The organism is bacterium, from assembly GCA_035454885.1.
Lineage (GTDB): Bacteria > UBA10199 > UBA10199 > JACPAL01.
The window spans coordinates 30,321-53,271 of sequence record DATIGE010000065.1; the positions used below are offsets into that span (position 1 = coordinate 30,321).

Consider the following 22,951-nt stretch of genomic DNA (forward strand, 5'->3'; position numbering starts at 1 on the left):
TGACCCCGCCCCTACCTGAATTTAGATGTCGAAATAGAGCGCGAACTCGTACGGCACCGGACGGAGACGGACCGGGTCGAGCTCGTTTTCCGTCTTGTAATCGATCCACTTGCGGATCAGGTCCTCCGTGAACACGTCGCCCTTCATTAGGAAGGCGTGATCCTCCTCGAGGGCGTTCAGGGCCTGATCAAGACCTCCCGGCATCTGGGGAACCTTCGAGAGCTCCTCGGGAGAAAGGGAGTAGATGTCCTTCTCGAGGGCCTGGCCCGGGTCAATCCGGTTCTGGATGCCGTCGAGACCCGCCATGCAGAGGGCCGCAAACGTGAGATAACCGTTCGACGACGGATCGGGGAAACGAACCTCGATGCGCTTCGCCTTGGGCGAATTGACGATGGGAATACGAACGGCGGCGGAGCGGTTACGAGCCGAATAGGCCAGATTGACCGGGGCCTCGTATCCCGGGACCAAACGGCGGTAGGAGTTCGTCGTCGGGTTCGAAAAAGCCGCGATGGTCTTGGCGTGCTTGAGAACGCCGCCGATATAATGGAGCGCCATTTCCGACATCCCGCCGTACTTGTCGCCGGCGAAGAGCGGCTTGTCGCCCTTCCAGATGGACTGATGGCAGTGCATGCCGGAGCCGTTGTCGCCGAAGAGGGGCTTGGGCATGAAGGTCACCGTCTTGCCGTGACGGCGCGCGACGTTCTTGAGCACGTACTTGAACCACATGAGCTTGTCGCCCATCTTCGTGAGGGTGTCGAAGCGCATGTCGATCTCGCACTGCCCGGCCGTCGCCACCTCGTGATGCTGTGCCTCGACGATGATTCCGAGCTTCTCGAGCTCCAGAACCATCTCCGTCCGGATGTCCTGCAGGGTGTCCGTCGGGGCGACGGGGAAATAGCCCTCCTTGATGCGCGGCTGGTAGCCCAGGTTGGTCTTGCCGTCCGGCAGGATTTCCTTGCCGGAGTTCCAGCGGCCTTCTACGGAATCCACATAGTAGTAGCCCGCGTTCGCCGTCTGGTCGAACCGGACGGAGTCGAAGACGAAGAACTCGGCCTCGGGACCGAAGTAGATCGTGTCACCGATGCCCGTCGACTTCACGTAGGCCTCCGCCTTCTTGGCGATGTAACGGGGATCGCGGCTGTAGCACTGCTTGGTGATCGGATCGGTGATGTCGCAGATGAAGGAGAGCGTCGGGTGCTCGCAGAAGGGGTCGAGCACGGCCGTGGAGGCGTCCGGGATAATGAGCATGTCGGACGCGTTGATCGGCTGCCAGCCGCGGATCGAGGAGCCGTCGAAGCCGAAACCGTCTTCGAAGCTGGACTCCGAGAGTTGCGAAATGGGCACGGAAAAATGCTGCCAAACCCCGGGCAGGTCGATGAACTTGAAGTCGACCATCCGGACCTTGTTTTCCTTGGCGAACGCCAGGATTTCTTTGGGTGTCATGTTTTTTATCCTCCTTAAAAGGCTGATGAATTAAACGGCATCCTTGCCGGTCTCTCCGGTCCGGATCCGGATCACTTCCTCGATCGTGGATACGAAGATCTTGCCGTCCCCGATCCGACCCGTCTTGGCCGCCTTGATCACCGCGTCGATCGAGGCCTGCACCAGGTTGTCGGAGACGATCACTTCAAGCTTCACCTTGGGCAAGAAGTCCACGACGTACTCCGCGCCGCGGTAAAGCTCTGTATGGCCCTTCTGCCGCCCGAAACCCTTGACCTCCGAGACGGTCATGCCTTGGACACCGACGGCCTGCAGGGCCTCTTTGACATCGTTCAGCTTGAAGGGCTTGATGACCGCTTCGATTTTCTTCACGCTCGTACCGCCTTTCGGGTCAAAAACTCGGGCTTCGTAGCACGCTGTTTTCGCCTGTGTCCAGCGCTTATATGGCCGATTTCCCGGTTTCTCCCGTCCGGATGCGGATGACTTCGTCCAGGCTGGAGATGAAGATCTTGCCATCCCCGATCTTGCCGGTTTTCGCCGCCTTGACGATCGCCTCGACCGCCGGCTGGGCCTGGGGGTCGTCCACCACGATCTCCAGCCTCACCTTCGGCAGGAAGTCGACGATGTACTCCGCGCCCCGGTAGAGTTCCGTATGGCCCTTTTGCCGCCCGAAACCCTTGACCTCGGAGACCGTCATTCCCTGGACCCCCATCTTCTGGAGGGCCTCCTTCACCTCATCCAGCTTGAACGGTTTGATGATCGCTTCGATCTTTTTCATAGAAATCTCCTTAGATTATCGGGCCAAAATGTAGCCTTCTTCGCCATGTTCGCTCAGATCCAGTCCCTGGCGCTCGACTTCCGCCTCCGGACGCAGGCCGATGACCATCTTGACGATGAATCCGATCACGACCGTCCCGACGACCGAGAGCGAGAGCGTCAGACCCATCGCCTTCAGCTGCTCGATCCACAGCGTGTTGCCCACGAGGTCCTTCAGGTTCGTGTTCAGGTTCCCGTTGACGTCGGCCGTCGCCAGGATGCCGGTCAGGAAGGCGCCCAACGTGCCGCCCACGGCGTGGACGCCGAAGGTGTCGAGCGCGTCGTCATAGCCCAACCAGGCCTTGAGCTTCCAGCACGCGATGAACGGGATGAGACCCGCCAGAACGCCGATGATGACCGCGCCCGACGGATCGATGAATCCCGCGGCCGGTGTGACAACGACGAGGCCGGCCACCGCGCCGGAACAGAAGCCCAAAACGCTCGGATGTTTCTTGGTCATCCACTCGGCCAAGGCCCACGAGAACGACGCCACCGCCGCGGCGATCGTCGTCGTCATGAAGGCGTTGGTCGCGATTCCGTCGGCCGCCACCGCGCTGCCCGCGTTGAATCCGTACCATCCGACCCAGAGCATGCCCGTGCCCACCATGCAGAGGACCATGCTGTGCGGAGGCATCGCATCCTTGCCGAAACCCAGTCGCCTGCCGAGCATCAGGCAGAGGATCAAGGCCGACCAGCCCGAGGACATGTGCACGACCGTCCCTCCGGCGAAGTCGACCGACTTGATGGCGGCGTTCGCGTTCCAGACGCCGTTCATCAGCCCGTCGATGCCCCACACCATGTGGGCGAGCGGGAAGTAGACGACGATCATCCAGAGCGCCACGAACACCAAGATCGCCGCGAACTTCATGCGTTCCGCGATGGCGCCGATGATCAGGGCCGGCGTGATGATCGCGAACATCATTTGATACATCGCAAAGAGGTTGTGAGAAACCCAATACGAGTAGTTCGTGTTGGGATTGGAATCGACCCCCTTGAAGAACGCGAAACTCATGTCCCCCAAGAAAGGACTGCCGGCCGAAAAGACCCAGCTATAACCGAACGCCCACCAGAGGATCGTCACGAGGCCCGCAATGCCCAGACATTGGGCCAGCACGGAGAGGACGTTCTTGGACCGGACCAACCCGCCGTAGAAGAGAGCCAGACCCGGCAGGGTCATGAACAGAACCAGCGCCGCCGAGGTCATCATCCAGGCGTTGTGCCCGGGACCGGCGCCGCCGATCTTGGACGAGACGGCGGCGTTCGCCGCATCGGCACCGCGGCCGCCGTTGTTGACGTAGGCCTCGAGGTCGGCGACACGTTGTTCGATCGAAGGTTCCGCCCTTTGCTGGGCCGTCGAGATTCCGGCGCTTGCGACCAAACCCGTCACAAGGGCCATCGTCGCCACGAAGATCACTGCGAGTTTGCGAGTCATAGAGCCTCTCCCCTCCCTTTCGTCGATTTGCCGCTAAGCAAATTTCATGCCGAAGGAGAGAAATCCCTAAGCCCTTGTATTTTCAAAGAACGAAGAAATTGCCGAAAGTGCGTGCAAGCCTAATTCGCATGCATTGCCTACTAAAAAAGCACCTGGCTCCCACCCCATTGCGGGAGCCAGGTGTGAGAGAGCCACTCGCATGCTCTCCGCTCGCAGTTGACTTAAACCGCCGCCTTGCCGGTCTCGCCCGTGCGGATGCGCACGACCTCTTCCAGGGACGAGATGAAGATCTTCCCGTCTCCGATCTTCCCCGTCTTGGCGGCCTTCGAAATGGCCTCGACGGCACCTTGGGCCTGGGCGTCGTCCACGACGATCTCCAGCCTCACCTTCGGGAGGAAATCGACGATGTACTCCGCGCCCCGGTAGAGCTCCGTGTGACCCTTCTGCCGCCCGAAACCCTTCACCTCCGAGACGGTCATGCCCTGAATACCGGCCTTTTGGAGGGCCTCCTTCACCTCATCAAGCTTGAACGGCTTGATGATCGCTTCGATCTTCTTCATAAGAATGCCTCCGTTTTAAATTTACGGCCCATGTCAATGACCCTGGACCGTCTGGAAGTCCGGATAGGCCCGGTTTCCATGTTCACCGAAGTCCAGACCCTCGACCTCCTCCTCGAGGCTGACGCGCATGCCGATCGTGAACTTGATGATGGCCCAGGCGACGAGGCATAAGGCGAACGTGAACGCCCCGACCGCCGCGACGCCGGTCAGCTGGATGAGGAACTGTTCCGCGCCGCCTCCGTAGAAGAGGCCGATCTTGGGCTGCGCATTGCCCCCCGCGAGGCCCGGTGCGGCGAAGAGACCGACGCACAAGGTCCCCCAGATGCCGTTCACGAGATGGACGGACGTCGCACCGACGGGATCATCGATCTTCAGCTTGTCGAACATCATGACCGAGAGAACAACGAGGACGCCGGCAACGGCGCCGATGAGCAAGGCGCCGGTCGGCGTCACCCAGGCGCAAGGGGCCGTGATCGCCACCAAACCGGCCAGGGTGCCGTTCAGGATCATGCCGATGTCGGGCTTGCCGAGGAGGACCCACGCCGTGATCGTCGCCGTCAAAGTGGCGACCGCTCCGGCCATGTTGGTCGTGACCGCGATGTGGCCGATCAGGGTCGGATCCGCCGCCATCGTGGAACCCGGATTGAATCCGAACCAGCCGAGCCAGAGGATCAAGGCGCCCAGCGTGGCCGTCGACATGTTGTGCCCCGGAATCGGGTACATCTTGCCGTCCTTGTACTTTCCGTGGCGCGCGCCCAAGAGGAGAACGCCCGCCAATGCCGCCCAGCCGCCCATGGAGTGAACGACCGTCGACCCGGCGAAGTCAAAGAATCCCTTGCTCGCCAGCCAACCGCCGCCCCAGATCCAGTGGCCGGTGATCGGATACATGAGACCGACTAAAATGAACGAGAAAATGATGAACGAAAGGAACTTGATGCGCTCGGCCACGGCACCGGACACGATCGTCGCGGCCGTTCCCGCGAATACAAGCTGGAAAAAAAACTTCGTCATGAGCGGAACACCCGTCCAGTTGAGCGCCGCGTAGGCACCTTGATAGGCGTCGGCCGTTGCCGGGCTGTTGTCGGCGCCCCCAAGGAACCACAAACCCTCCTTGCCGATGAAGCCGGTGCCGTTGCCGTACATGAGCCCGTAACCGATGACCCAATAGGCGACTGACGAGATGGCGAAGACGATGAAGTTCTTCGCCAGGATGTTGACGCAGTTCTTCTCGCGGCAGAACCCGGACTCCACCAGCGCGAACCCGGCGTTCATCCAGAAGACGAGCATCGCGGCGATCAGGGTCCAGACCGTGTCCGCGGCGATCTTGAGGGACGCGACGTCTTGGGCATGGGCCGCGGTGGGCATGGCGCCCAACCCCAGCAGTAATGCGGCGAGTGAAACGAAGACGCTTCGTTTCGTCGCCGCCTCTTTAAGTTTCTTCCACATAAGGTCTCCTTGAATTTAAGTTAAAACGCGTACACCACTTCCGCCGAGACGGTGTCCTGGAACTTCCGCGTCGTGCCGTTGGACCTGAGATAGATGCCGCGATCCGCCTGGTCGTGGCGGGCCTCGATCCGAGTCTCCCAGCCGTCGCCCAGGTAGAAGTGAGCGGTGAGCGTGCCTTCTCCCACGGTGCCGTTCGTTCCGATCAAGAGGCGGGAGCCGTCATCCTGCATGAGTTCCCCGCGGAGCGTGAGGCCGAACGAATCCAGGGGCTTCCAGTGGACATAGCCCGCGCCGCCCCACCAGTTGGCGAAGCCGGAGCCGCCGATGCCCTCTTCCTTGCCCAGGTCGAAGTTGAGGCCGACGATCCACTTGTCGTTCGGGGTCCATGTGCCGACGAAGTCGACCAGGCCCCTCAAATTTCCGTCGGAGCCGGGCTGCTCCGGCCCAAAGGTCCCTTGGAGAGAGAGAAGCAAGGTGTCGATGGGCTTATAAACCAGTTGGGCCAGGATCGATTTCCCCTTGTTGTTATCCCCGATCAGGTCCCAGCCGTTGACCACGCCCACCATCCCGGTGAATTTGTCCGAAAAGGGATAGGTCATGGTGACGCCCGTATGGGTGAACGGGATCGCGAATCCAAAAAGGAGCGAGCGGGACGTGTTCAGATTGTAGGCGCTCTCGATCACTTCGTAGCCAATGGGGGTCACGAAATGCCCGGCACGGAAGGTGATTCCGTTGCCGACGTTGGCGGTCAGATCGGCATAGGCCTGCTGAACGCCGAACTCGTCGACGCCGATGACGCCGCCCTTCAGGACGTCGACGGCCGCCACGTCCTCGCCGTAGTTGAGATCCAGCCTGAACTTGACCCAATCGGCCGGCGCGTTCTCGATGGCGATCTCCGCCAGGTTGAAGTCGAAGTTGTTGTGCCGCGTGTCGAAGACCCGCAGCGTATTCAACCCCGGGCACCCGGCCGCCGGACACGCCGGGTTGTTGAAGTTGAAGTTGTAACTCGTGGCGAAATTGCCCGTCACCTTGGTCTTGTCCCAGAAGGACGCCGACCCCGACTCTTCTTCCGCGAACGCCGTGGAGGACAAGGCCATCAGCCCCGCCGCCAGCAGCGCAAGCGCCCTGCCCTTGCTTCTGTCCCTGCTCGTCTTCATACGAACCTCCTTAAGAGAGAATGATTGCGGGAGAGATTTGCCCTGAAATCTCTCCCTTGGAAGCAGCGCAGTGCAACCCGCATGCCATGGCGCGTCAACCGCCGAAGTACGTGTAACCCGTTAAAATATCTTAATTGTTTGGAAGGCGCGGCGATCCCCGAGTTGCCTGTTTCCTAGGCAGAGCCCATATTTTCGTCTTTTTAGTGACGCTTCACGCCCCGATAGACCATGATCTCGGACATCTCTTCTTCGCGTTTCTCGGGCTTCTCGAAGAGCAGAATGGGCAGGATGACGACGGAAAGTCCGGCGAATCGGAGGCGGCGCTGGATGGCGTAGGCCGTCTCGTTGTGAAGGATGCGGTGGTACCACTTGGGCTCCTGAAAGACGAGCTCGCTGCCGAAAAACACGGCGCCGGAATATTGCCGTGAAAGCTCGATGCACAGATCGGCGGCTTCGCTCACCACGTCGGTGCCCACGCGGAAGGCGGCTTCGGCCGGTATGCCGAGCCCGTGAGCCAGATCGACGTAATACTTCAGCGACTCCATGACCCTCTCCTCCATCTCCTTCACGCCGTGGTCGGCCTTGAAAAATTCCGAGTTGATCACGCCGATCGAGAGGAAGACCACGTTGTGGAAGGTGTGGGGGAAGAGACGGAAGATCGTGAAGAGGGTATGGATGCCCATCCGGCTGTGTCCGCCGCCCACCAAGATAACGGCCGTGGGCTTCGTGGGATCGACCTTCGGAACCCTGGCGCCCTTGTCCTGCTTTCCGCTCGGAACCATCGGAATCCCCTCGAACGTCTCACCGATCTCCAGCACCAGTGCGGCCACGTTGCGGTAGTGCTTTCGGATGACTTTGCAGAGAAGGATGAGGGCCAGCGTCACCGCGACGGTCACCCAGCCCCCCTCCGTGAACTTTTCGATTACCATGACGAGCAGAATGCCGGCGCACAGGATGAAGCCGACGCCGTGGAGAAAAAGATTCCTCAGCCAGGGGGAACGCAAGTTCCCCTTCATCCGTTGGATCCAGAACCGGCACATGCCGAGTTGGGAGAGGGAAAAGGTCACGAAGACGTTGATGGAATACATGACCACCAGCATCCGGACGTCGCCGCGCGTGTAGGCCAGCGTCGCGAGCGCGGCCACTCCCATCAGGATGACGCCCCGTTGGATGGTCAGGCGGTCTGACAACGTCGCGAAACGCCGGGGGAGCCAGAGATCGGAGGCCAAGTTCGCCATGACCGGCGGGCCGTCGATGAAACCGGTCTGGGCCGCGACGAGCAGCAGGAGGGCCGCCGCGAACATGGTGGACCAGACGAACCAGTGCCCGACGGGAAGTCCCCCCAGGGTGAAATCGCCGAAGAGGGTTGTGGATAACGTGGCATTCAACGTCTGGCCGTACACAGGCTGTATCCGCAAAAGCATGTAGCTCAAAAGGAGTCCGCCGGCCGTCACGGCGAGCGAAACTCCCATATAAATCATCGTTTTCTTGCCGGTCTCCACCTTGGGATCCCGTAAGACCCCCATGCCGTTGGAGACGCCCTCGATCCCGGTGTACGTGCCGCCGCCCATGGAATAGGCACGGATAAAGACGAGAAAGAGCCCCCAAGCCCCGAGGGACGAGACCCCTTCCTGAAACCTTTGCCGGGTGTCGCCGACGACCCCGCCCACATCGCCCAAGTGAAAGAAGAGGCTCCCGCCGATCAAGACGGCGTGCGTGACGAGGAAGAGGACGAAGATCGGGATGAGCATCTTGACCGATTCCTTGACGCCCCGGAGATTGGTGATCATCAGGACGAAGATGGTCGCGAACTCGACCAGGATCTTGTAGGGCTGCCAATCGAGGGGCAGGAGGCTGAAGATGGCGTCGCCGCCGGCGGAAATCGAGACCGTGATGGTGAGGACGTAGTCGACGAGCAGGGCCGCTCCGGAGGTGACACCCGCCGCGTTCCCCAAGAGTTTCGTCGCTACGAGGTAACCGCCGCCTCCCTGGGGAAAGTGCTCGATAATCTTGCTATAGGACAGGGCGATGATGAAGATCGTCAAAGCCGTGGCCAAGACTAAGAAAGGCGCCAGATAGGTATGCGCCCCCAGCGCCCGGAAGGCCTCGTCCGGTCCGTAGGCCGACGAGGACATGCCGTCGGCGCCCAAACCGATCCAGGCGAGCAGCGGAACCAGGGAGATGTGATGGCCGAGGGAGGGATCGTAGACGTTGCGCGCGGGCCCTAGGATCGCATGCCGGACCCGGGACCAAAAGCTTTCGGGAAGCTGCTGGGTGTTCGGCACAGTGGGTGGGGGTCCTACGCGAGGTGTTAAGAAATTGTCAAGAAGCCCCTACTTCAGGGAGGTCAGAATGTCGTTATCCCACGAGAATGTCAGTGGTTTTCTGTTTTTCGCCAGGTTCTTTTGAAGCGCGTATCCGACGAGCAAGGGGACGGCGACCGAGGGTTCCACGAAGGCCATCGCCTTGTTGGCCTTGGTACCGATCTTGCCCCAGGAGGTCGCCTCGTCCAGGGTGCTGCCGGACAGACCGCCCCAGTGGGGGACGTCCGTCGTCACCTGCAGGGCGTAGGTGTGGCCGCCCGTGTCCTTGTTGAAGATGTAGCCCATGACGACCGAGTCGTTGATGTAGTTCTTGGGCACCCCGCCGGCGATGTAGATGGCCGCCGTTTTCTTGGACTTCACCACGCACTGCGTCAGCTCATAGTTGTCGCGGATGGAATTGATGACGACCCCCTCGCGCCCGTCCTTGACGCAGCGGTGATAATGCTCGGTGAGTCCGATGCCGATGGAGGAGTCGTTGATCGCCGGCGAAAAAACGGGGATCCCCTTCTTGACCGCGGTCCCGAGGATGGAATGGTCGTCCTTCACCGTCCCGCCGAGCTTTTCCAGAAAGGACCGGGAGGAATAGACGCCCGGCGTGAGCGTGTCGGCGAACTGCCCGATCCAACAATCCGTCTCCCAGAATTTTTCCTCGTCGACGTAGGTATCGTAGATGCGGTCGATGTACAGATCACGCAGCTTGACGTCGTCGGCGCCCGGCGTGCCCTTGAAATGATGGAAACCGCGCGACTGGTAGAAATCCTGGTACAGGACGGCGCCGGTGGAGACGACGACGTCCACCAGGCCGAAGGCGATCATGTCGCGGATGGTCTTGCGGAGCCCCGCGGCGACGAGAGGCCCCGCGAGTCCGAGAAAAACCGTCGGCCGGTCGGGATCGGAGAGCATGTTTTCCAACACCTCGGCGCAGCGTCCGATGTGGCGCGCCTGAATGGACATGTCCTTGAAGGAATCGACGAGGTCCGCGATGGTCTTTGCCTTCTCGAGATCGAGCGCCTTCACCGTTTCGGAAAGCATTTCCTTTTTTTCGCGCTTCTTGGCGGGGTCCGTCACCTCGACGGAGTAGACCTCATGACTCTTCGCAGGATTTGTTTCTCGCGCCTTCGGCATAATAGAAAAATTTTTGGAAATTTTTCCTAATACACCATTTCTCAATTTCCCTTGTCAACGAAAACCCTCGCTTTTTGGCCGAAAAATGGACATGAATCGCGCGCGGGGAAATCATCGTGCTGGAAATTTTTCTTCATCTCGACGCACATCTGAACGCATGGATCACGATGCTGGGACCTTGGGTCTACGTGCTCTTGTTCGTCGTCGTTTTTTGCGAGACGGGCCTGGTCGTCATGCCGTTTCTTCCGGGAGACTCGCTCCTCTTCACGCTCGGAGCCGTTGCGGCCGTCGATGGATCGCCCCTCAAACTTTCCATGCTTCTGGGAATCCTGACCGCGGCGGCGATTTTGGGCGACGCGGTCAACTACGGCATCGGCCGGCGTCTTGGTCCGAAAGTTTTCCGCGCCGACCGGCGCTGGCTCAATCACAATCATCTGGTTCAGACGCAGAATTTTTACGAGCGCCACGGAGGCAAGACCATCCTTCTCGCGCGCTTTCTCCCCATCATCCGGACCTTCGCTCCGTTCGTCGCGGGCGTCGGAAGAATGAACTACGCCCGCTTCGCGGCCTTCAACGTCTCCGGCGCGGTTCTCTGGGTCGTGGCCTGCTTGCTGGCCGGGTACTTTTTCGGTAACATTCCCGTCGTCAAACGGAACTTCGAAGCGGTCATCGTCGGCATCGTCTTGGTCTCCATGCTCCCGCTCCTGATCCGGCTCGTTTCGGCGAAGTTCAAGAAGCGGAGGCTCCATGACTCCGTTCCGGAACGAAACACCGGCGAAGTTTGAGGAAAAAGCCGCCACCCTCGAAGAGGCGGCGCGCGCCGTCCAACGCGCCCGCCAAGGCGCCCGGGCGTGGGCCGAAACGTCCGCCGCCGATCGCTCCTCCCTTCTCCTCAGGGCGGCGGAGATCCTCCGCAGGGACCGTTCCCATCTGACCGCATGGATCCTCCTCGAGGTCCACAAGAACTGGAAGGAGGCCGACGCGGACGTCTGCGAGGCGATCGACTTCCTCGAATACTACGCCCGCGAGGCGCTCCGCATCGCGGAGGAAGGGCTTCCGATGAAACCGGCCGGGGTCGCCGCCGTCATCGCGCCTTGGAATTTCCCCCTCGCCATATTGGCCGGCATGACCTCCGCCGCCCTCGTCACGGGCAACGCCGTCCTCATGAAGCCCGCCGAGCAGTCCCCGGTCATCGCTCAAAGGCTTTTCGAGATCCTTGGGCAGGCCGGCTGCCCCGAGGGCGTCCTCCACTTTCTGCCCGGCCCCGGCGAGACGGTCGGCGACCTTCTCGTCCGTTCACCGGAGGTCGATCTGGTTTGCTTTACCGGCTCCAAGGAAGTGGGGATGCGGATCGCGGGACTGAAAAGGCGCGTGCTCGCCGAAATGGGCGGAAAAAATGCGATCGTCGTGGACGAGACCGCGGATCTGGAACGCGCCGTCGAAGGGACGATCCTCTCCGCCTTCGGATTCCAGGGCCAGAAGTGTTCGGCCTGTTCGCGCGCCATCGTCCTCCCGAAGGTTTACGACGAATTCCGGGAACGCCTCGTCGAGGCGGCGAAAAAAATCCGTGTCGGCGACCCGAAGGAGCCGGCGAACTTCATGGGGCCCGTGATCGACGGCGAGGCGGAGGCGAAGATCCGCCGCTACATCGAGATCGGGAAGACGGAGGGGAAACTGCTTTTTCAGGGTGAGTCCCCCGGCGAGCCTCGCTGCATCCCGCCGACGATCTTCGAGGCTGTCCCGTCCTCGGCGCGCGTCGCCCGGGAGGAGATCTTCGGTCCCGTGGTCTGCCTCATGCGCGCCAAGGACCTGACCGAGGCGATCCGGATCGCGAACGGCGTCCCCTACGACCTGACCGGCGGTCTGTTTTCGCGGGACCCGGAGGCGATCCGGCGGGCGCGCCGCGACTTCGAGGTGGGCAACCTCTATATCAACCGGAAGATCACCGGGGCCTTGGTCGCCTGCCAGCCGTTCGGCGGTTACCGCGTCTCGTCCCTGGGTTTCAAGGCGGGCGGTCCCGAGTATCTCTACCAATTCCTGGAGAGCCCGAAGATGCCCGAACCGCCGGCCAGACGCGAGCTTCCGAGCGTCGCCCCCGACGAGAGGAACGAATTGGTCTATATAAAGGAAGGGCCGAGGCTCTTGGGCAAGACGATTTGCGAGAAACTGATCTAACCATTCCTCAAAAATCCGAACCGTGCTAAGAGGAGGATCATTATGTCCGACAAAACCTACGCCGTCATGGGGGCCTCCGGCCACATCGGCCGCGTCGTCGCCGAGCGTCTCTTGGAGGAGGATCATGAGGTGATCGTCCTCGGGCGGTCCTCCGAAAGGCTCAAGGACCTGGCCGCGAAGGGGGCCAAGGTCCACGCCGGCGCTTTCGACGACGTCCAGTCCCTCACCCAGGCCTTCGCGGGGGCGGACGGAGTCTTCACGATGATCCCCCCGGACATGATGAGCCACGACTACCGCGCCTTCCAAGACCGCGCGGGGGAGGCCATCGCGCGAGCCGTCGCCCAGTCCAAAGTCGCGCATGTCGTGAACCTGAGCAGCGTGGGGGGCCACCTGCCGGAGAAGAGCGGGGTCATCTTGGGTCTGCACTTTCAAGAAGAGCGCCTGAACGCCCTGCCGGACTTGAACGTCGTCCACCTCCGTCCGCCCTCCTTCATGGAAAACCTCCTGGCTCTGATCGGCGTCGTCAAATCCCAGGGGGTCCTGGGCGCGGCCTTGAGGCCCGATTTGAAGATCCCGATGATCGCGACGAAGGACATCGCCGAACGCGCGGCCTCCCTCCTCTCGAACCTCGATTTTTCGGGAAAGTCGGTCCAGGAGATTCTGGGAGAGCGCGACCTTTCGATGTCCGAGGCGGCCTCCGTCCTCGGGCGGGCCATCGGCAAACCGGATCTGCCCTACGTCCAATTCCCTTACGAGGGCGTCGAGGCGGCGATGCTGAAGACGGGTTTTCCCGCCAAGACCGTCCGTCTCATGATCGAGATGTACCGGGGCTTCAACGAGGGGATCATCGCCCCGACGGAGCCGCGCACCAAGCGGAACACGACGCCGACCTCGATCGAAGAGTTCGCCAAGACCGTCTTCGCCCCCGCCTATTCAAAGGAGGCTTCATGACCTTTTGGAAAAAACCCAAATTCATCGCCTGGACCCTGCTCCTCCTCCTGTTCCTGATCGTCATCCTTCAAAACGTCGAGCCCACGCAGGTGGACTTTCTCTTCTGGTCCCTGCCCGCCATGCCCAAGCTCGTGCTGATCCTGCTCTCGATGATCGCCGGGGCCGGCTTGGCCCTGGTGGGCGCGCGGGAGTTCCGGTCCCACGGCCGGGACGGGACCCACAAAGACTGACCCTACGGCTTGATCCTTCCCGCGAACTATGGTGAACTGTTCCATTATGCAGCGCCCCAACGGCAAACTCGATTGCGCGACCTGCGGCTCCCGCGTCCTCGGGGTCCTTTGCAGCCTGGACAAGGCCGGCTTGGAGGAGTGCTCCGAACACAAGACGACCAACCAGTACAAGAAGGGCCAGGTCATCTTTTATGAGGGCAACCAATCCTACGGCCTGTATTGCATCTTCGCGGGCCGGGTGAAGCTCTACAAGACGGGCGTCGACGGACGGCAGCAGATCGTGAGGATCGCCGGGCCGGGAGACCTCCTGGGCTACCGCTCCCTCTTCGCCGAGGAGCCGTATGCGGCCACGGCGGAGGTCCTGGAGGACGCCACCATCTGCTGCGTCGACCGCAACGCCTTTTTCCCCCTCCTCTCCAAGAACCCCCAGCTCTCGCTCAACATCATCCGCAAGCTCGCCCGCGAACTCCGGGATGCGGAGGACCTGGCCACCAGCATCGCGCACCGCTCCGTCCGCGAGCGCATGGCCGAGCTCCTCCTCATGCTCAAGGAGACCTACGGGAAGCCCGTCAAGTCGGGCGTCCGGATCGACCTGCAGCTCTCCCGGGAGGAAATGGCGGACATGATCGGGGTCACGCAGGAAACGGCCATCCGGCTCCTCTCGGAGTTCAAAAAGGACGGCCTGATCGACGTCAAGGAGAGGGACATCACCGTCCTGGACGCCAAGGGCCTCGTCGAAACCGCCAACATTCCACTCTAGATCTCCCGGGGACCTGATCAAGATCATGTCGCCCCCTCCCAAAAAGGGCTAATTTGTATTCTATGGACATGCAGCACGGCGCCGGCCAGACCGGCGATTTGCCTTGGGAGGGGCTGCTCTCACAGGGGCAGGCCCTCACCTTTCGCCGGGGCCAGACCCTCATCTACAAGGACCATAGTCCCTACGGCGTGTTCGTCATCCTGCGAGGCCGCGTCGAGCTGACCGGCGGAACCGAGGAATGCGAGCACGAAGAAATAAAACGAATTCCCCAGGGCGACGTGGTGGGACTCCACTCCGTGCTCAACGGAACGCACTCCTGCTGCGACGTCGTCGCCGCCGAGGACTGCCGGACCATCTTCATTTCAAAGACACTACTCCTCCAATACGCCTCGGCGTGCTAAGATACGCCCACACCCAAGGGTGCGATTCAGACTCTCGAATTGCCGGAGGATTTCATCGTGTCCCAACTCTCCCCCAACGCCCTCCGGGTGATGGAGGCGCGGTATCTCGGGCGTGACACCCGCGGACGCGTCGTGGAGACGCCCGCGGAGGCGTTCCGGAGGGTCGCGCGGGCCGTCGCCTCGGCGGAAACGGTCTGGGGCGGTTCCGCCCGTTTTTGGTCCGGGGAATTTCTCCGGATGATGGAGGAGTTGGAGTTCCTGCCCAACAGCCCGACGCTCATGAACGCGGGCTTGCCCCTGGGCCAGCTCTCGGCCTGCTTTGTCCTGCCCGTGGACGACACGATGGAAGGCATCTTCGAGGCCGTCAAGCGCATGGCCCTGGTTCAGCGCACGGGCGGCGGCACCGGCTTTTCCTTTTCGCGGCTCCGGCCCCGCGGATCGTTCATCGTCTCCACCGGCGGCGAGGCCTCGGGCCCCGTCTCCTTCATGAAGATCTTCGACGCCGCGACCGAAAACATCAAGCAGGGCGGACGGCGGCGCGGCGCGAACATGGGCATCCTGCGCGTGGATCATCCCGACATCCTCGAATTCATCGACGCCAAGCGCGACGGAAAGACGCTCCAGAACTTCAACCTCTCCGTCGGCGCGACCGACGCCTTTCTCAAGGCCGCGCGTTCGGGGAAACGCTACGACCTCCTGCACCCCCGCACCCGCAGGAAGACCGGCTCGCTCAAGGCGGCCGAGGTCTTCCGGCGCATCGCCGAGGCCGCCTGGGCGACGGGCGATCCGGGGCTCATTTTCCTGGACGCCATCAACCGCGCCAACCCGACCCCCCGCCTGGGCGCGATCGAGGCCACCAACCCCTGCGGCGAGATCCCCCTGCTCCCCTACGAGGCGTGCAACCTGGGCTCGATCAACCTCTCGCGGATGCTCGTCCGCAAGGGACGCAAACCGGAGATCGACTGGAAGAAGCTGGGGGAGACGGCCCGGAAGGGCGTGCGCTTTCTGGACGACGTCGTGGAGGTCAACCGCTATCCGTTCCCGGAAATCGACAAGATGACGCGCGGCAACCGGAAGATCGGGCTCGGCGTCATGGGATTCGCCGAACTGCTCCTGTTGCTGGGGATCCCCTACGACGACGCCGAGGCCGCGCGGCTGGGCTCACGGGTCATGCGCTTTCTCGCCGGCGAGGCCCGGGAGGCCTCGCGCCGCCTCGCCCGCGAGCGCGGCGTCTTCGCGCATTGGAAGGGAAGCGTGCACGAGCGGCGAAGGATCCGCCTCCGGAACGCCACCTTGACCGCCATCGCCCCGACCGGAACCATCAGCATCATCGCGGGCACCAGCTCGGGCATCGAGCCCCTCTTCGCGCTCGCCTACCGGCGCCGCGCCCTGGAAGGAAAAACGCTCATCGACGCCAATCCGATCTTTATCGCCCACTTGAAGGAGAACGGACTTCACCGGAAGGACGTCCTCAAGGCCGTCGCCCGGACCGGGAGCCTGAAGAGCGTGAAAGGGATTCCCGAAGCGACGCGCCGCCTCTTCACGACGGCCTTGGAGATCCCGGTGAACGCCCACCTGGCGATCCAGGCCGCGTTTCAGGAGCACGTGGACAATTCCGTCTCCAAGACGATCAACCTCCCCAAGGAATCGACCCCCGGCGACGTCGCCCGCGCCTATTGGTCCGCCTGGGACCTGGGGCTCAAGGGGATCACGATCTACCGCTACGGCAGCAAGCCGACGCAGGTCCTGGAGGTGGGCACCGGCGAGGATCCGCTTCAATACGAATATTCCCCCAAGTGCGACCCCACGGAGTGCAGACTCTAATGGGCGGGCTGCTCCTTCGCGACGTTCTCGTCATCTTTCTGGTCGCCGTCCCTTTCATCGTCCTGGTCCACCGCCTGCGGCTGCCCGCGCTGATCGGGTTTCTGCTCACGGGCGCCCTCATCGGACCGCACGGCATCAGGCTGGTGGAGGACGCGCATCGGATCGAGATCCTGGCCGAGATCGGCGTCACGCTCCTCCTCTTCACCATCGGCCTCGAATTCTCGCTGGCCTCCTTCGCGAAGCTCAGGACCTACGTCGTCAAGGGCGGCCTCCTTCAGATTGCGGGGACGGTGACCGCCGGCATCGCCGTGGGATGGGCGATGCGCTGGCCGGTTCAGCAGGGCGTCTTTTTCGGGTGCGTGATCGCCCTGTCCAGCACGGCCGTGGTGCTGTCGGCCCTGATGAACGAACGCATGCACGAATCCCTGCCGGGGAGAATCGGCACGGGCATCCTCATCCTGCAGGACCTGGCCGTCATTCCGATGATCGCCCTCCTCCCGTCGCTCGGTCCCTCCGAGTCCGGCGAGTTTTGGAGTCACACCCTTCTCCACCTGGGCCAGATCGCGGTCCTCTTCGCCCTCACGTTCGTCGCCATCCGCTTTCTCGCGGGAGGCGTCCTGCGGATCATCTCCAAGACGCGAAGCCGCGAGCTCTTTCTCATCACCGTCATCGTCTTTGCGCTGGGCATGGCGTGGATCACCCATCAGATGAGCCTGTCGTTCGCGCTTGGGGCCTTTCTCGGCGGGCTCATGGTGGGCAGCACCGATTTTCAGGGCGAGGCCCTCGCGGAGGTCTCGCCGTTCCGGTATTGCTTCAACAGCCTTTTCTTCGTCTCCATCGGCATGTTGTTGGACTTCGCGTTTCTGAGACAGAACCTGGCCACGATCGCCCTGCTCGTCGTCCTGATCCCCGCCTTGAAATGGGCCATCACCACCGGCTCCCTCCTCCTCTTGCGCGCGCCCCTTCGGATCTCCGCCAACGTCGGCATCCTCCTCGGACAGATCGGCGAGTTTTCCTTCCTGCTCGCGACCCTGGGACGCACCTTGAACGTCATCGATTTCACGTTCTACCAATACATCGTGGCGACGGCGGTCGCGACCATGTTCGCCACGCCGCTCATGGTCAAGTGGTCCCTTCCGCTTTCCGAGCGCATCGCCCGCCTGCCGGGCCTCAAGAAGATCGGATCGTCCGCGGAAGAATGGTCATTGGAGGAAGCGGTCTCCGCCATGAAGGGTCACGTCATCGTCTGCGGCTTCGGCCCCCTGGGGGAGACGCTGGGGCGGATCCTGGACGACTACAAGATCCCCCACGTCATTCTGGAATTGAACCCCGAGACGATCGAACGCACCAAGACGGCCAAGCCGAATATTTTTTTCGGGGACGGGGCCTCGGAAGACATCCTTTACAAGAGCGGGATCGAGCGCGCCAAAATGCTTGCGATCACGATCCCCGACTACTTCAACAACGTGGCGACCATCCGCCAGGCCCGCCGCCTGAGCGGCGGCATTTCCATCATCGCCCGGGCCAAATACCGGAAAGAGGTCCAGGACCTCTACGAGGCGGGGGCCGATATCGTGGTGTCCGAGGAACTGGAAGGCGGCATCGAAATGGGCCGGTATGCCTTGAAGGAGCTCGGCATCCAACAGGCCGAGGTCGACGACTACGTCCGCAAGGTCCGCGAGTTCGGCAGCGCGGATTTCTTTTGAGTCATGGTTCGCGGAAAAAAGATGTGTTATGAATAGCGTGTCGAAAGAAGAGGAGGCGATCATGAGCGCAAGAGCTGCAGACATCATGAGCAGGGAAATCGAGATGGTCCCCGAGGACATGACGGTCTCGGATCTGGCGACGTTCCTCACCGACAAGGAGATCTCGGGCGCGCCCGTCGTGGACAAGGCCGGCCAGTTGGTCGGCGTCGTTTCGACCACCGACATCGTCCGCTGCGAGGCGGACAGGACCGGATCCGAAGGAACGTCCGAACCCCCGGCCTTCTTTCTCACGAGCCAGTGGCGGGGAATGAATCGCGAGGACTACGGGGGACTCACGATCCGCGATGAAGGGCTCCTGGTCCGGAACATCATGACGCCGACCGTCTTCACGGTGACCTTGGAGACCCCCATCCAGCAGATCGCCCGCACGATGGTGGCCGGACGCATCCATCGCCTGCTGGTCACCGAAAAGGAAAAGGTGGTCGGGATCATCACCAGCCTGGATCTGCTGAAGCTGCTCTGCGAGTGACGATCCGGGCGATGTCCCGGTTCAAAGCTCCAGAATCAATTCTCTCGCCTGCACCGCGACGAGGACGTGGTTCAATCCGGACGCGCAGTCAATCGTCCAAAACGTTTCCGCCGCGGCCAGGATCATGCGCACCGCGATCTTGTCTTCGATCTCGCCGAAGGCCCTGGACTCGGGGACCGGAAGGGCCAGGGATCTCATGCCGCGGCCCCCTGCCTCGCGGAAAAGATCGATCAACCCCCGGCTGACGGCCGCCATCTGCGCCTTCAGCCCGGATCCTGTCAGGCAAGGCAGTGTGAGGAGTTTCGCGCGGTCCATCCCGGCCAGCCCCGCCTCCCGCGGGCAGGCGACCGCGTAACCGTCCGCGGGGACCCGCGAAAGCTCGCCCAGAACGACGGCGGCGGCCTGCCGGGCGTCCCGGGGCCCGCCGATGACGGTGGACCGGGCGAACCCGGCGGAGACCAGGGCGGCCTGAAGATTGACCAAGGCGAGGGGGGAGGACATGCCGGTCCCATCGTCCGTTTTCCGCGAGAGTTGCTAGGGGACGGTCACAGCGACTATCTTGGAAAAAGCATTTGCGGCGGCGGCCGTCTTGGCGGGGCAGGAGGGATCACTTTGACAGGAGCCGTCGCTTTGATCGTCATTTCTTCGTCTTCCTCGATCTTCTTACTCGCCTCTCCTTGAATCGGAGGCAAGGTCGACCCCGCTTCGGATGTCCCGAAACCGTGGCAAAGGTTGGAGTCTCCCGTTGAATCCGACAACTCCCAGCTATCACACCGGTAGGTCACCGTCCCTGGCTCTGCATCAACGGTACACCTGACGCATTGATAAGTGCATGTCGCCCTCGGAGGGTTACCGATGACCACTGTTTCTTTCGCAATCTTGCTGCATTCACTGGGGTCACCATTGCGTTCTAAGGCGTAGCAGTGACCCATCGTCATCAGTTGAAAGGTGAACGCCAGGAAACCACCGATCAAAATGAGTGAAAGACTTCTCCCATGAGACATAGAATTTCCCATTTGATCCAAACTGCAATCAGGAGACCAAAAACAAAACCAAGCGAGTTCAGCTAGTTAGCGATTTGAACGATTTGGAAAATGGCCTTAAAATTATCAAAATGAAAATTCCTATCAATTTGATAACGCCTCCCCGGAAGCCCAGCCCGTCGCATCCCAGCGGGCTTGGCGCCTCAAAGAGTTAACCTCTCTTTACGTTCTTGTTCGGCCAAATTGAGCTGTCCTTATGATATTCAGTGCCTTATGAATGGCACGTCGCTTGCTCTGTCTCTCAGCAAGGAGGATCACGATGAGCACATTTCTTACGAAACTGGCGGAGAGGGCCTTTGTCGCCTATTGCAGGAGAGAAGATGACAAGGGGACGTTATCCCCTGAGCTGCGGCCAGCCTGCACCTCGGTCGCCGCCGGCCTGGCCCGGGACGGTGCGAGGGATGTCGCAGGCGAGACCGCTGCCAAGATGAAGGCCCTCGATCAGACGATCTGGGAAAAGAGCCAAAAGCTGCAGAGACTCAACGGCGGCCGCAATTAGCATCGGCGACACCCGGATCACGCCCCCTCTTTGACCCCTGTTTCTGACGGCTCGACAACCGTCCTCGAAGCGGTTATCGCTTCCGCCCATGTCGTTCCTGAAATTCCTGGGCCTCCCGAAAGACGCGAAACCGGCGGACGACGCGGACACCGTCCGGGAGATCAGCCGCAAACTCGACCGCCTCGATCCCGCGGTGGCGGCCTATCACGCCCTTTTCGCCTGCATCTTGAGCCGCGTCGCCCACGCCGACCTCGACATCTCCGAGGAAGAGACCCGCAAGATGGAAACGATCCTTCAATCCCTCGGGCATCTTTCGCCGGAAATGGCGGCGCTGGTCGTGGAAATCGCCAAGCGCCAAAACCAGCTCTTGGGCGGCGTGGAGAACTATCTCTTCACCCGCCGATTCAAGGACGTCTCGGACCGGACCCAACGCGAACATCTCTTGGAATGCCTGCTGGCCGTGGCCGCGGCCGACGAGTCCATCTCAACCCAGGAAGACGCGGAGATCCGCAAGATCGCCGATGAACTCGAGATCACGCGCGCCCAATTCATCGCCATCCGCTCGCGTTTCCGGGATTACCTGGCCGTGCTGAAATAGCGCGCCGCGCCTCTTGAAAAACTGCACCGCCCGTTCGAGTCATCACGGATTTTCTGAGATGTTTCTACCGGCAAAGGAACGGAGAGTCTGAAAAATCGAACGGGAGAGTCTTGAATTTTGGACGGCTGCCCCCACTCTCCTTCAGAAAATGCCGTGGCACGCTTTGCATATGTTGCCCTTGGGGGCTTATCGACGTGCCCTTCCCACTCTATTGCAGTCTCATATCGTTTTAATATAGGATTCATATGTACTTCTGGGATGAAGCCAAAAATCGGCTGAATCGGCAAAAGCATGGAATCAGCTTCGAGGAGGCCAGGGACCACATCTTCGAGGGCAAGAACGTGTTCGCCCCCGAGGTGGCTTATGACAAGGGTGAGGCGCGACACGCGGTCATCGGCAAGTACAACAGCAAATACTATGTCGGGATTTTCGCCATAACGCCGGCGGGTCTGCGTATCATATCCGTAAGGAGGGCCAGGCATGAAGAAGAAGAGCAAGCCAAGCAAAAAGGGATTTGATCAGAAGTTCGACGCCGGCGAAGCCGCCGTCGACTTTTCCAAAGGCGTGGTCACGCCGGGCTTAAGCAAGACCATCAAACTCCCCCCTTTGGACATCCCCGCCTGGGTCGGTGCCGAGATCGAGAGACTGGCCCAGTTTCAGGCGAACTCCAAGGCCTCGATTGTCAGGCAATTGTTGGTGGAAGGGATTGAATCGAGGAAGAGACGGATGGCTTCTTAAATCGTTACGCCTTACCCCCGCCTTGTAAAGAATTGCACCGCGCGTTCATGCGTCACGGCCGCATCGCGCGTCGGGAACGTGCCTCAGTTCCGCCTTCCGCTGCGCCAAATCCCTCCCCGACCTGGAGACCGCTTCCCCGACGATTATTTCGGAAAGACGCCCAGGCCGGCCCAAAAGAGGTTGCCGATCAAGTTCGCCGCTGGAGAGTTGCGCCTTAAATCCTGAATGCAACCTCGACAGGGGGATCTGCAAATTTGCCTGACCCCATTGACTCTTTGGGCGGCGGGCGTGAGATGATCCGGCGGCTGTCGGAGACGAAGGGGAAGACGGTGGAGGGGTGATGAAGCGCATCTTCAAGCATGAAGTGATCCTGGACTGCCCCATCGCACGGGCCTTCCGCTACACAACGACGATGGGGCATTGGCCGGAGTGGCACCCCGCGACCCAGTCGGTCGCCGGCCAAACGAAAAAGCCGGGCAAGGCCGGCGACCGGGTGCGGGAAAAGCTCCGAACGGCGATGTTCTTTTCGGGAACCATCGACTGGAAGGTCGTCTCCTCCAAGCCGCCCCGCGACTGGTCCCTGCAAACGGTGACCATCAGCCTGCCGTTGTTGAACCGGGCGAGGGTCCGGATTGATTATCACTTTTCGCCCGAAGGAAAAAAGAAGACGAGGCTAACCCGTCTCTTCCGGTATGACCTCCCCGCCTCATTGATCTTGCTGGACGCGGTCTACCTTCGTTTCAAGATGGAGAGCGAATCGCAAGAAGCGCTGCGGCGTCTTCAGGGAAGTATTCGGCAACCTTGACGAGGTTGGGGTTGGGGAGTGGGAGGAGATTGAGGGGGGTTGAGGGGTATGAATGAGGGATTGTGATTATTTTTCGTTGGGTTCGACGCGTGCCTGGCACCGGTCTTTTAGTTTACCTCGATAGTTTATTAACAATCTGATCAACACCCCAAACCGGATCAAAAAACTTTATGGGGCGGAAAGCATCCTCCCAAACAACTATTTCGTCTTGAGGACATATTCCGAGCGTCATTTCGTTATGCTGAAAGACAAAATCACCCCTAAAACGCCATTCGCGTTCCCAGTAGAAATCTCGTACTGGCATTTGATGCCAGCATTCAAAAAAAGGAGCAAGTTGCTCAAAGTATGGCAACTGATTTTGGGTCAAAGATTGTTTGAGATTGTCCAAAGCC

General features: G+C 61.1%; 25 protein-coding genes. 14 read left to right on the forward strand and 11 right to left on the reverse strand.

The genetic code is table 11. The features are described from left to right. Positions 1-21: 21 nt before the first annotated feature. The 9 genes from glnA to VLJ37_11455 form a co-directional block, all read right to left on the reverse strand. On the reverse strand, positions 22-1,443 hold the full coding sequence (glnA, locus tag VLJ37_11415; GenBank protein ID HSA60279.1) for a type I glutamate--ammonia ligase: 1,422 nt from the start codon (positions 1,441-1,443) through the stop codon (positions 22-24). Positions 1,444-1,473: 30 nt separating this feature from the next. Beyond that, a complete protein-coding gene (locus tag VLJ37_11420; GenBank protein ID HSA60280.1) occupies positions 1,474-1,812 on the reverse strand; it encodes a P-II family nitrogen regulator in 339 nt (112 codons plus the stop codon). A gap of 67 nt (positions 1,813-1,879) precedes the next feature. Further along, a complete protein-coding gene (locus VLJ37_11425) occupies positions 1,880-2,218 on the reverse strand; it encodes a P-II family nitrogen regulator (GenBank protein HSA60281.1) in 339 nt (112 codons plus the stop codon). A 15-nt stretch (positions 2,219-2,233) separates the two neighbouring features. Continuing rightward, on the reverse strand, positions 2,234-3,688 hold the full coding sequence (locus VLJ37_11430) for an ammonium transporter (protein ID HSA60282.1): 1,455 nt from the start codon (positions 3,686-3,688) through the stop codon (positions 2,234-2,236). A gap of 221 nt (positions 3,689-3,909) precedes the next feature. Then, entirely contained in the window at positions 3,910-4,248 is a 339-nt protein-coding gene (locus VLJ37_11435) for a P-II family nitrogen regulator (GenBank protein HSA60283.1), read from the reverse strand. Between the two features lie 33 nt (positions 4,249-4,281). Next, the gene (amt, locus tag VLJ37_11440; GenBank protein HSA60284.1) at positions 4,282-5,613 is read right to left on the reverse strand and encodes an ammonium transporter; all 1,332 of its coding nucleotides are present in this window, start codon (positions 5,611-5,613) and stop codon (positions 4,282-4,284) included. A 101-nt stretch (positions 5,614-5,714) separates the two neighbouring features. Next, positions 5,715-6,851: a porin gene (locus VLJ37_11445; protein HSA60285.1), complete on the reverse strand. Its 1,137-nt coding sequence runs from the start codon at positions 6,849-6,851 to the stop codon at positions 5,715-5,717. Positions 6,852-7,051: 200 nt separating this feature from the next. Then, positions 7,052-9,136 (reverse strand): APC family permease, encoded by a 2,085-nt coding sequence (locus VLJ37_11450; GenBank protein HSA60286.1) that lies wholly within the window; start codon positions 9,134-9,136, stop codon positions 7,052-7,054. Between the two features lie 48 nt (positions 9,137-9,184). Continuing rightward, positions 9,185-10,300 (reverse strand): deoxyhypusine synthase family protein, encoded by a 1,116-nt coding sequence (locus VLJ37_11455; protein ID HSA60287.1) that lies wholly within the window; start codon positions 10,298-10,300, stop codon positions 9,185-9,187. Positions 10,301-10,416: 116 nt separating this feature from the next. On the opposite strand from VLJ37_11455, the gene VLJ37_11460 reads away from it, so the two are divergent. The 9 genes from VLJ37_11460 (at position 10,417) to VLJ37_11500 (ending at position 18,876) form a co-directional block, all read left to right on the forward strand. After that, positions 10,417-11,085 (forward strand): DedA family protein, encoded by a 669-nt coding sequence (locus VLJ37_11460; protein HSA60288.1) that lies wholly within the window; start codon positions 10,417-10,419, stop codon positions 11,083-11,085. Then, the gene (locus VLJ37_11465) at positions 11,048-12,475 is read left to right on the forward strand and encodes an aldehyde dehydrogenase family protein (GenBank protein HSA60289.1); all 1,428 of its coding nucleotides are present in this window, start codon (positions 11,048-11,050) and stop codon (positions 12,473-12,475) included. Before VLJ37_11460 ends, VLJ37_11465 begins: the two co-directional genes overlap by 38 nt. 42 nt (positions 12,476-12,517) lie before the next feature. After that, positions 12,518-13,426: an NmrA family NAD(P)-binding protein gene (locus VLJ37_11470; protein ID HSA60290.1), complete on the forward strand. Its 909-nt coding sequence runs from the start codon at positions 12,518-12,520 to the stop codon at positions 13,424-13,426. After that, a complete protein-coding gene (locus tag VLJ37_11475) occupies positions 13,423-13,656 on the forward strand; it encodes a LapA family protein (protein ID HSA60291.1) in 234 nt (77 codons plus the stop codon). The genes VLJ37_11470 and VLJ37_11475 overlap by 4 nt, the downstream gene beginning before the upstream one ends. A gap of 46 nt (positions 13,657-13,702) precedes the next feature. Beyond that, positions 13,703-14,416, forward strand: a complete 714-nt coding sequence (locus VLJ37_11480) for a Crp/Fnr family transcriptional regulator (protein HSA60292.1) — start codon at positions 13,703-13,705, stop codon at positions 14,414-14,416. Between the two features lie 62 nt (positions 14,417-14,478). Further along, positions 14,479-14,817 carry a cyclic nucleotide-binding domain-containing protein gene (locus tag VLJ37_11485; GenBank protein ID HSA60293.1) on the forward strand — a complete coding sequence of 113 codons (339 nt, stop codon included), beginning with the start codon at positions 14,479-14,481 and terminating at the stop codon, positions 14,815-14,817. Between the two features lie 57 nt (positions 14,818-14,874). Beyond that, the gene (locus VLJ37_11490) at positions 14,875-16,641 is read left to right on the forward strand and encodes an adenosylcobalamin-dependent ribonucleoside-diphosphate reductase (GenBank protein ID HSA60294.1); all 1,767 of its coding nucleotides are present in this window, start codon (positions 14,875-14,877) and stop codon (positions 16,639-16,641) included. Beyond that, positions 16,641-18,347: a cation:proton antiporter gene (locus VLJ37_11495; GenBank protein ID HSA60295.1), complete on the forward strand. Its 1,707-nt coding sequence runs from the start codon at positions 16,641-16,643 to the stop codon at positions 18,345-18,347. Before VLJ37_11490 ends, VLJ37_11495 begins: the two co-directional genes overlap by 1 nt. 61 nt (positions 18,348-18,408) lie before the next feature. After that, positions 18,409-18,876, forward strand: a complete 468-nt coding sequence (locus tag VLJ37_11500) for a CBS domain-containing protein (GenBank protein HSA60296.1) — start codon at positions 18,409-18,411, stop codon at positions 18,874-18,876. A 21-nt stretch (positions 18,877-18,897) separates the two neighbouring features. On the opposite strand, the gene VLJ37_11505 is transcribed toward VLJ37_11500, so the two are convergent. After that, the gene (locus VLJ37_11505; GenBank protein HSA60297.1) at positions 18,898-19,377 is read right to left on the reverse strand and encodes a hypothetical protein; all 480 of its coding nucleotides are present in this window, start codon (positions 19,375-19,377) and stop codon (positions 18,898-18,900) included. Between the two features lie 801 nt (positions 19,378-20,178). Here VLJ37_11505 and VLJ37_11510 point away from each other — a divergent pair. The 5 genes from VLJ37_11510 (at position 20,179) to VLJ37_11530 (ending at position 22,559) form a co-directional block, all read left to right on the forward strand. Next, entirely contained in the window at positions 20,179-20,418 is a 240-nt protein-coding gene (locus VLJ37_11510) for a hypothetical protein (GenBank protein HSA60298.1), read from the forward strand. A gap of 88 nt (positions 20,419-20,506) precedes the next feature. Continuing rightward, positions 20,507-21,016, forward strand: coding sequence for a TerB family tellurite resistance protein (locus VLJ37_11515; protein HSA60299.1), 510 nt, complete (start codon positions 20,507-20,509; stop codon positions 21,014-21,016). Positions 21,017-21,261: 245 nt separating this feature from the next. Further along, positions 21,262-21,534: a BrnT family toxin gene (locus VLJ37_11520; GenBank protein ID HSA60300.1), complete on the forward strand. Its 273-nt coding sequence runs from the start codon at positions 21,262-21,264 to the stop codon at positions 21,532-21,534. After that, a complete protein-coding gene (locus VLJ37_11525) occupies positions 21,497-21,754 on the forward strand; it encodes a hypothetical protein (GenBank protein ID HSA60301.1) in 258 nt (85 codons plus the stop codon). The genes VLJ37_11520 and VLJ37_11525 overlap by 38 nt, the downstream gene beginning before the upstream one ends. A 340-nt stretch (positions 21,755-22,094) precedes the next feature. After that, positions 22,095-22,559, forward strand: a complete 465-nt coding sequence (locus VLJ37_11530; protein ID HSA60302.1) for an SRPBCC family protein — start codon at positions 22,095-22,097, stop codon at positions 22,557-22,559. A 112-nt stretch (positions 22,560-22,671) separates the two neighbouring features. On the opposite strand, the gene VLJ37_11535 is transcribed toward VLJ37_11530, so the two are convergent. Next, the coding region (locus VLJ37_11535; protein ID HSA60303.1) for a hypothetical protein at positions 22,672-22,951 on the reverse strand (280 nt) is incomplete at its 5' end.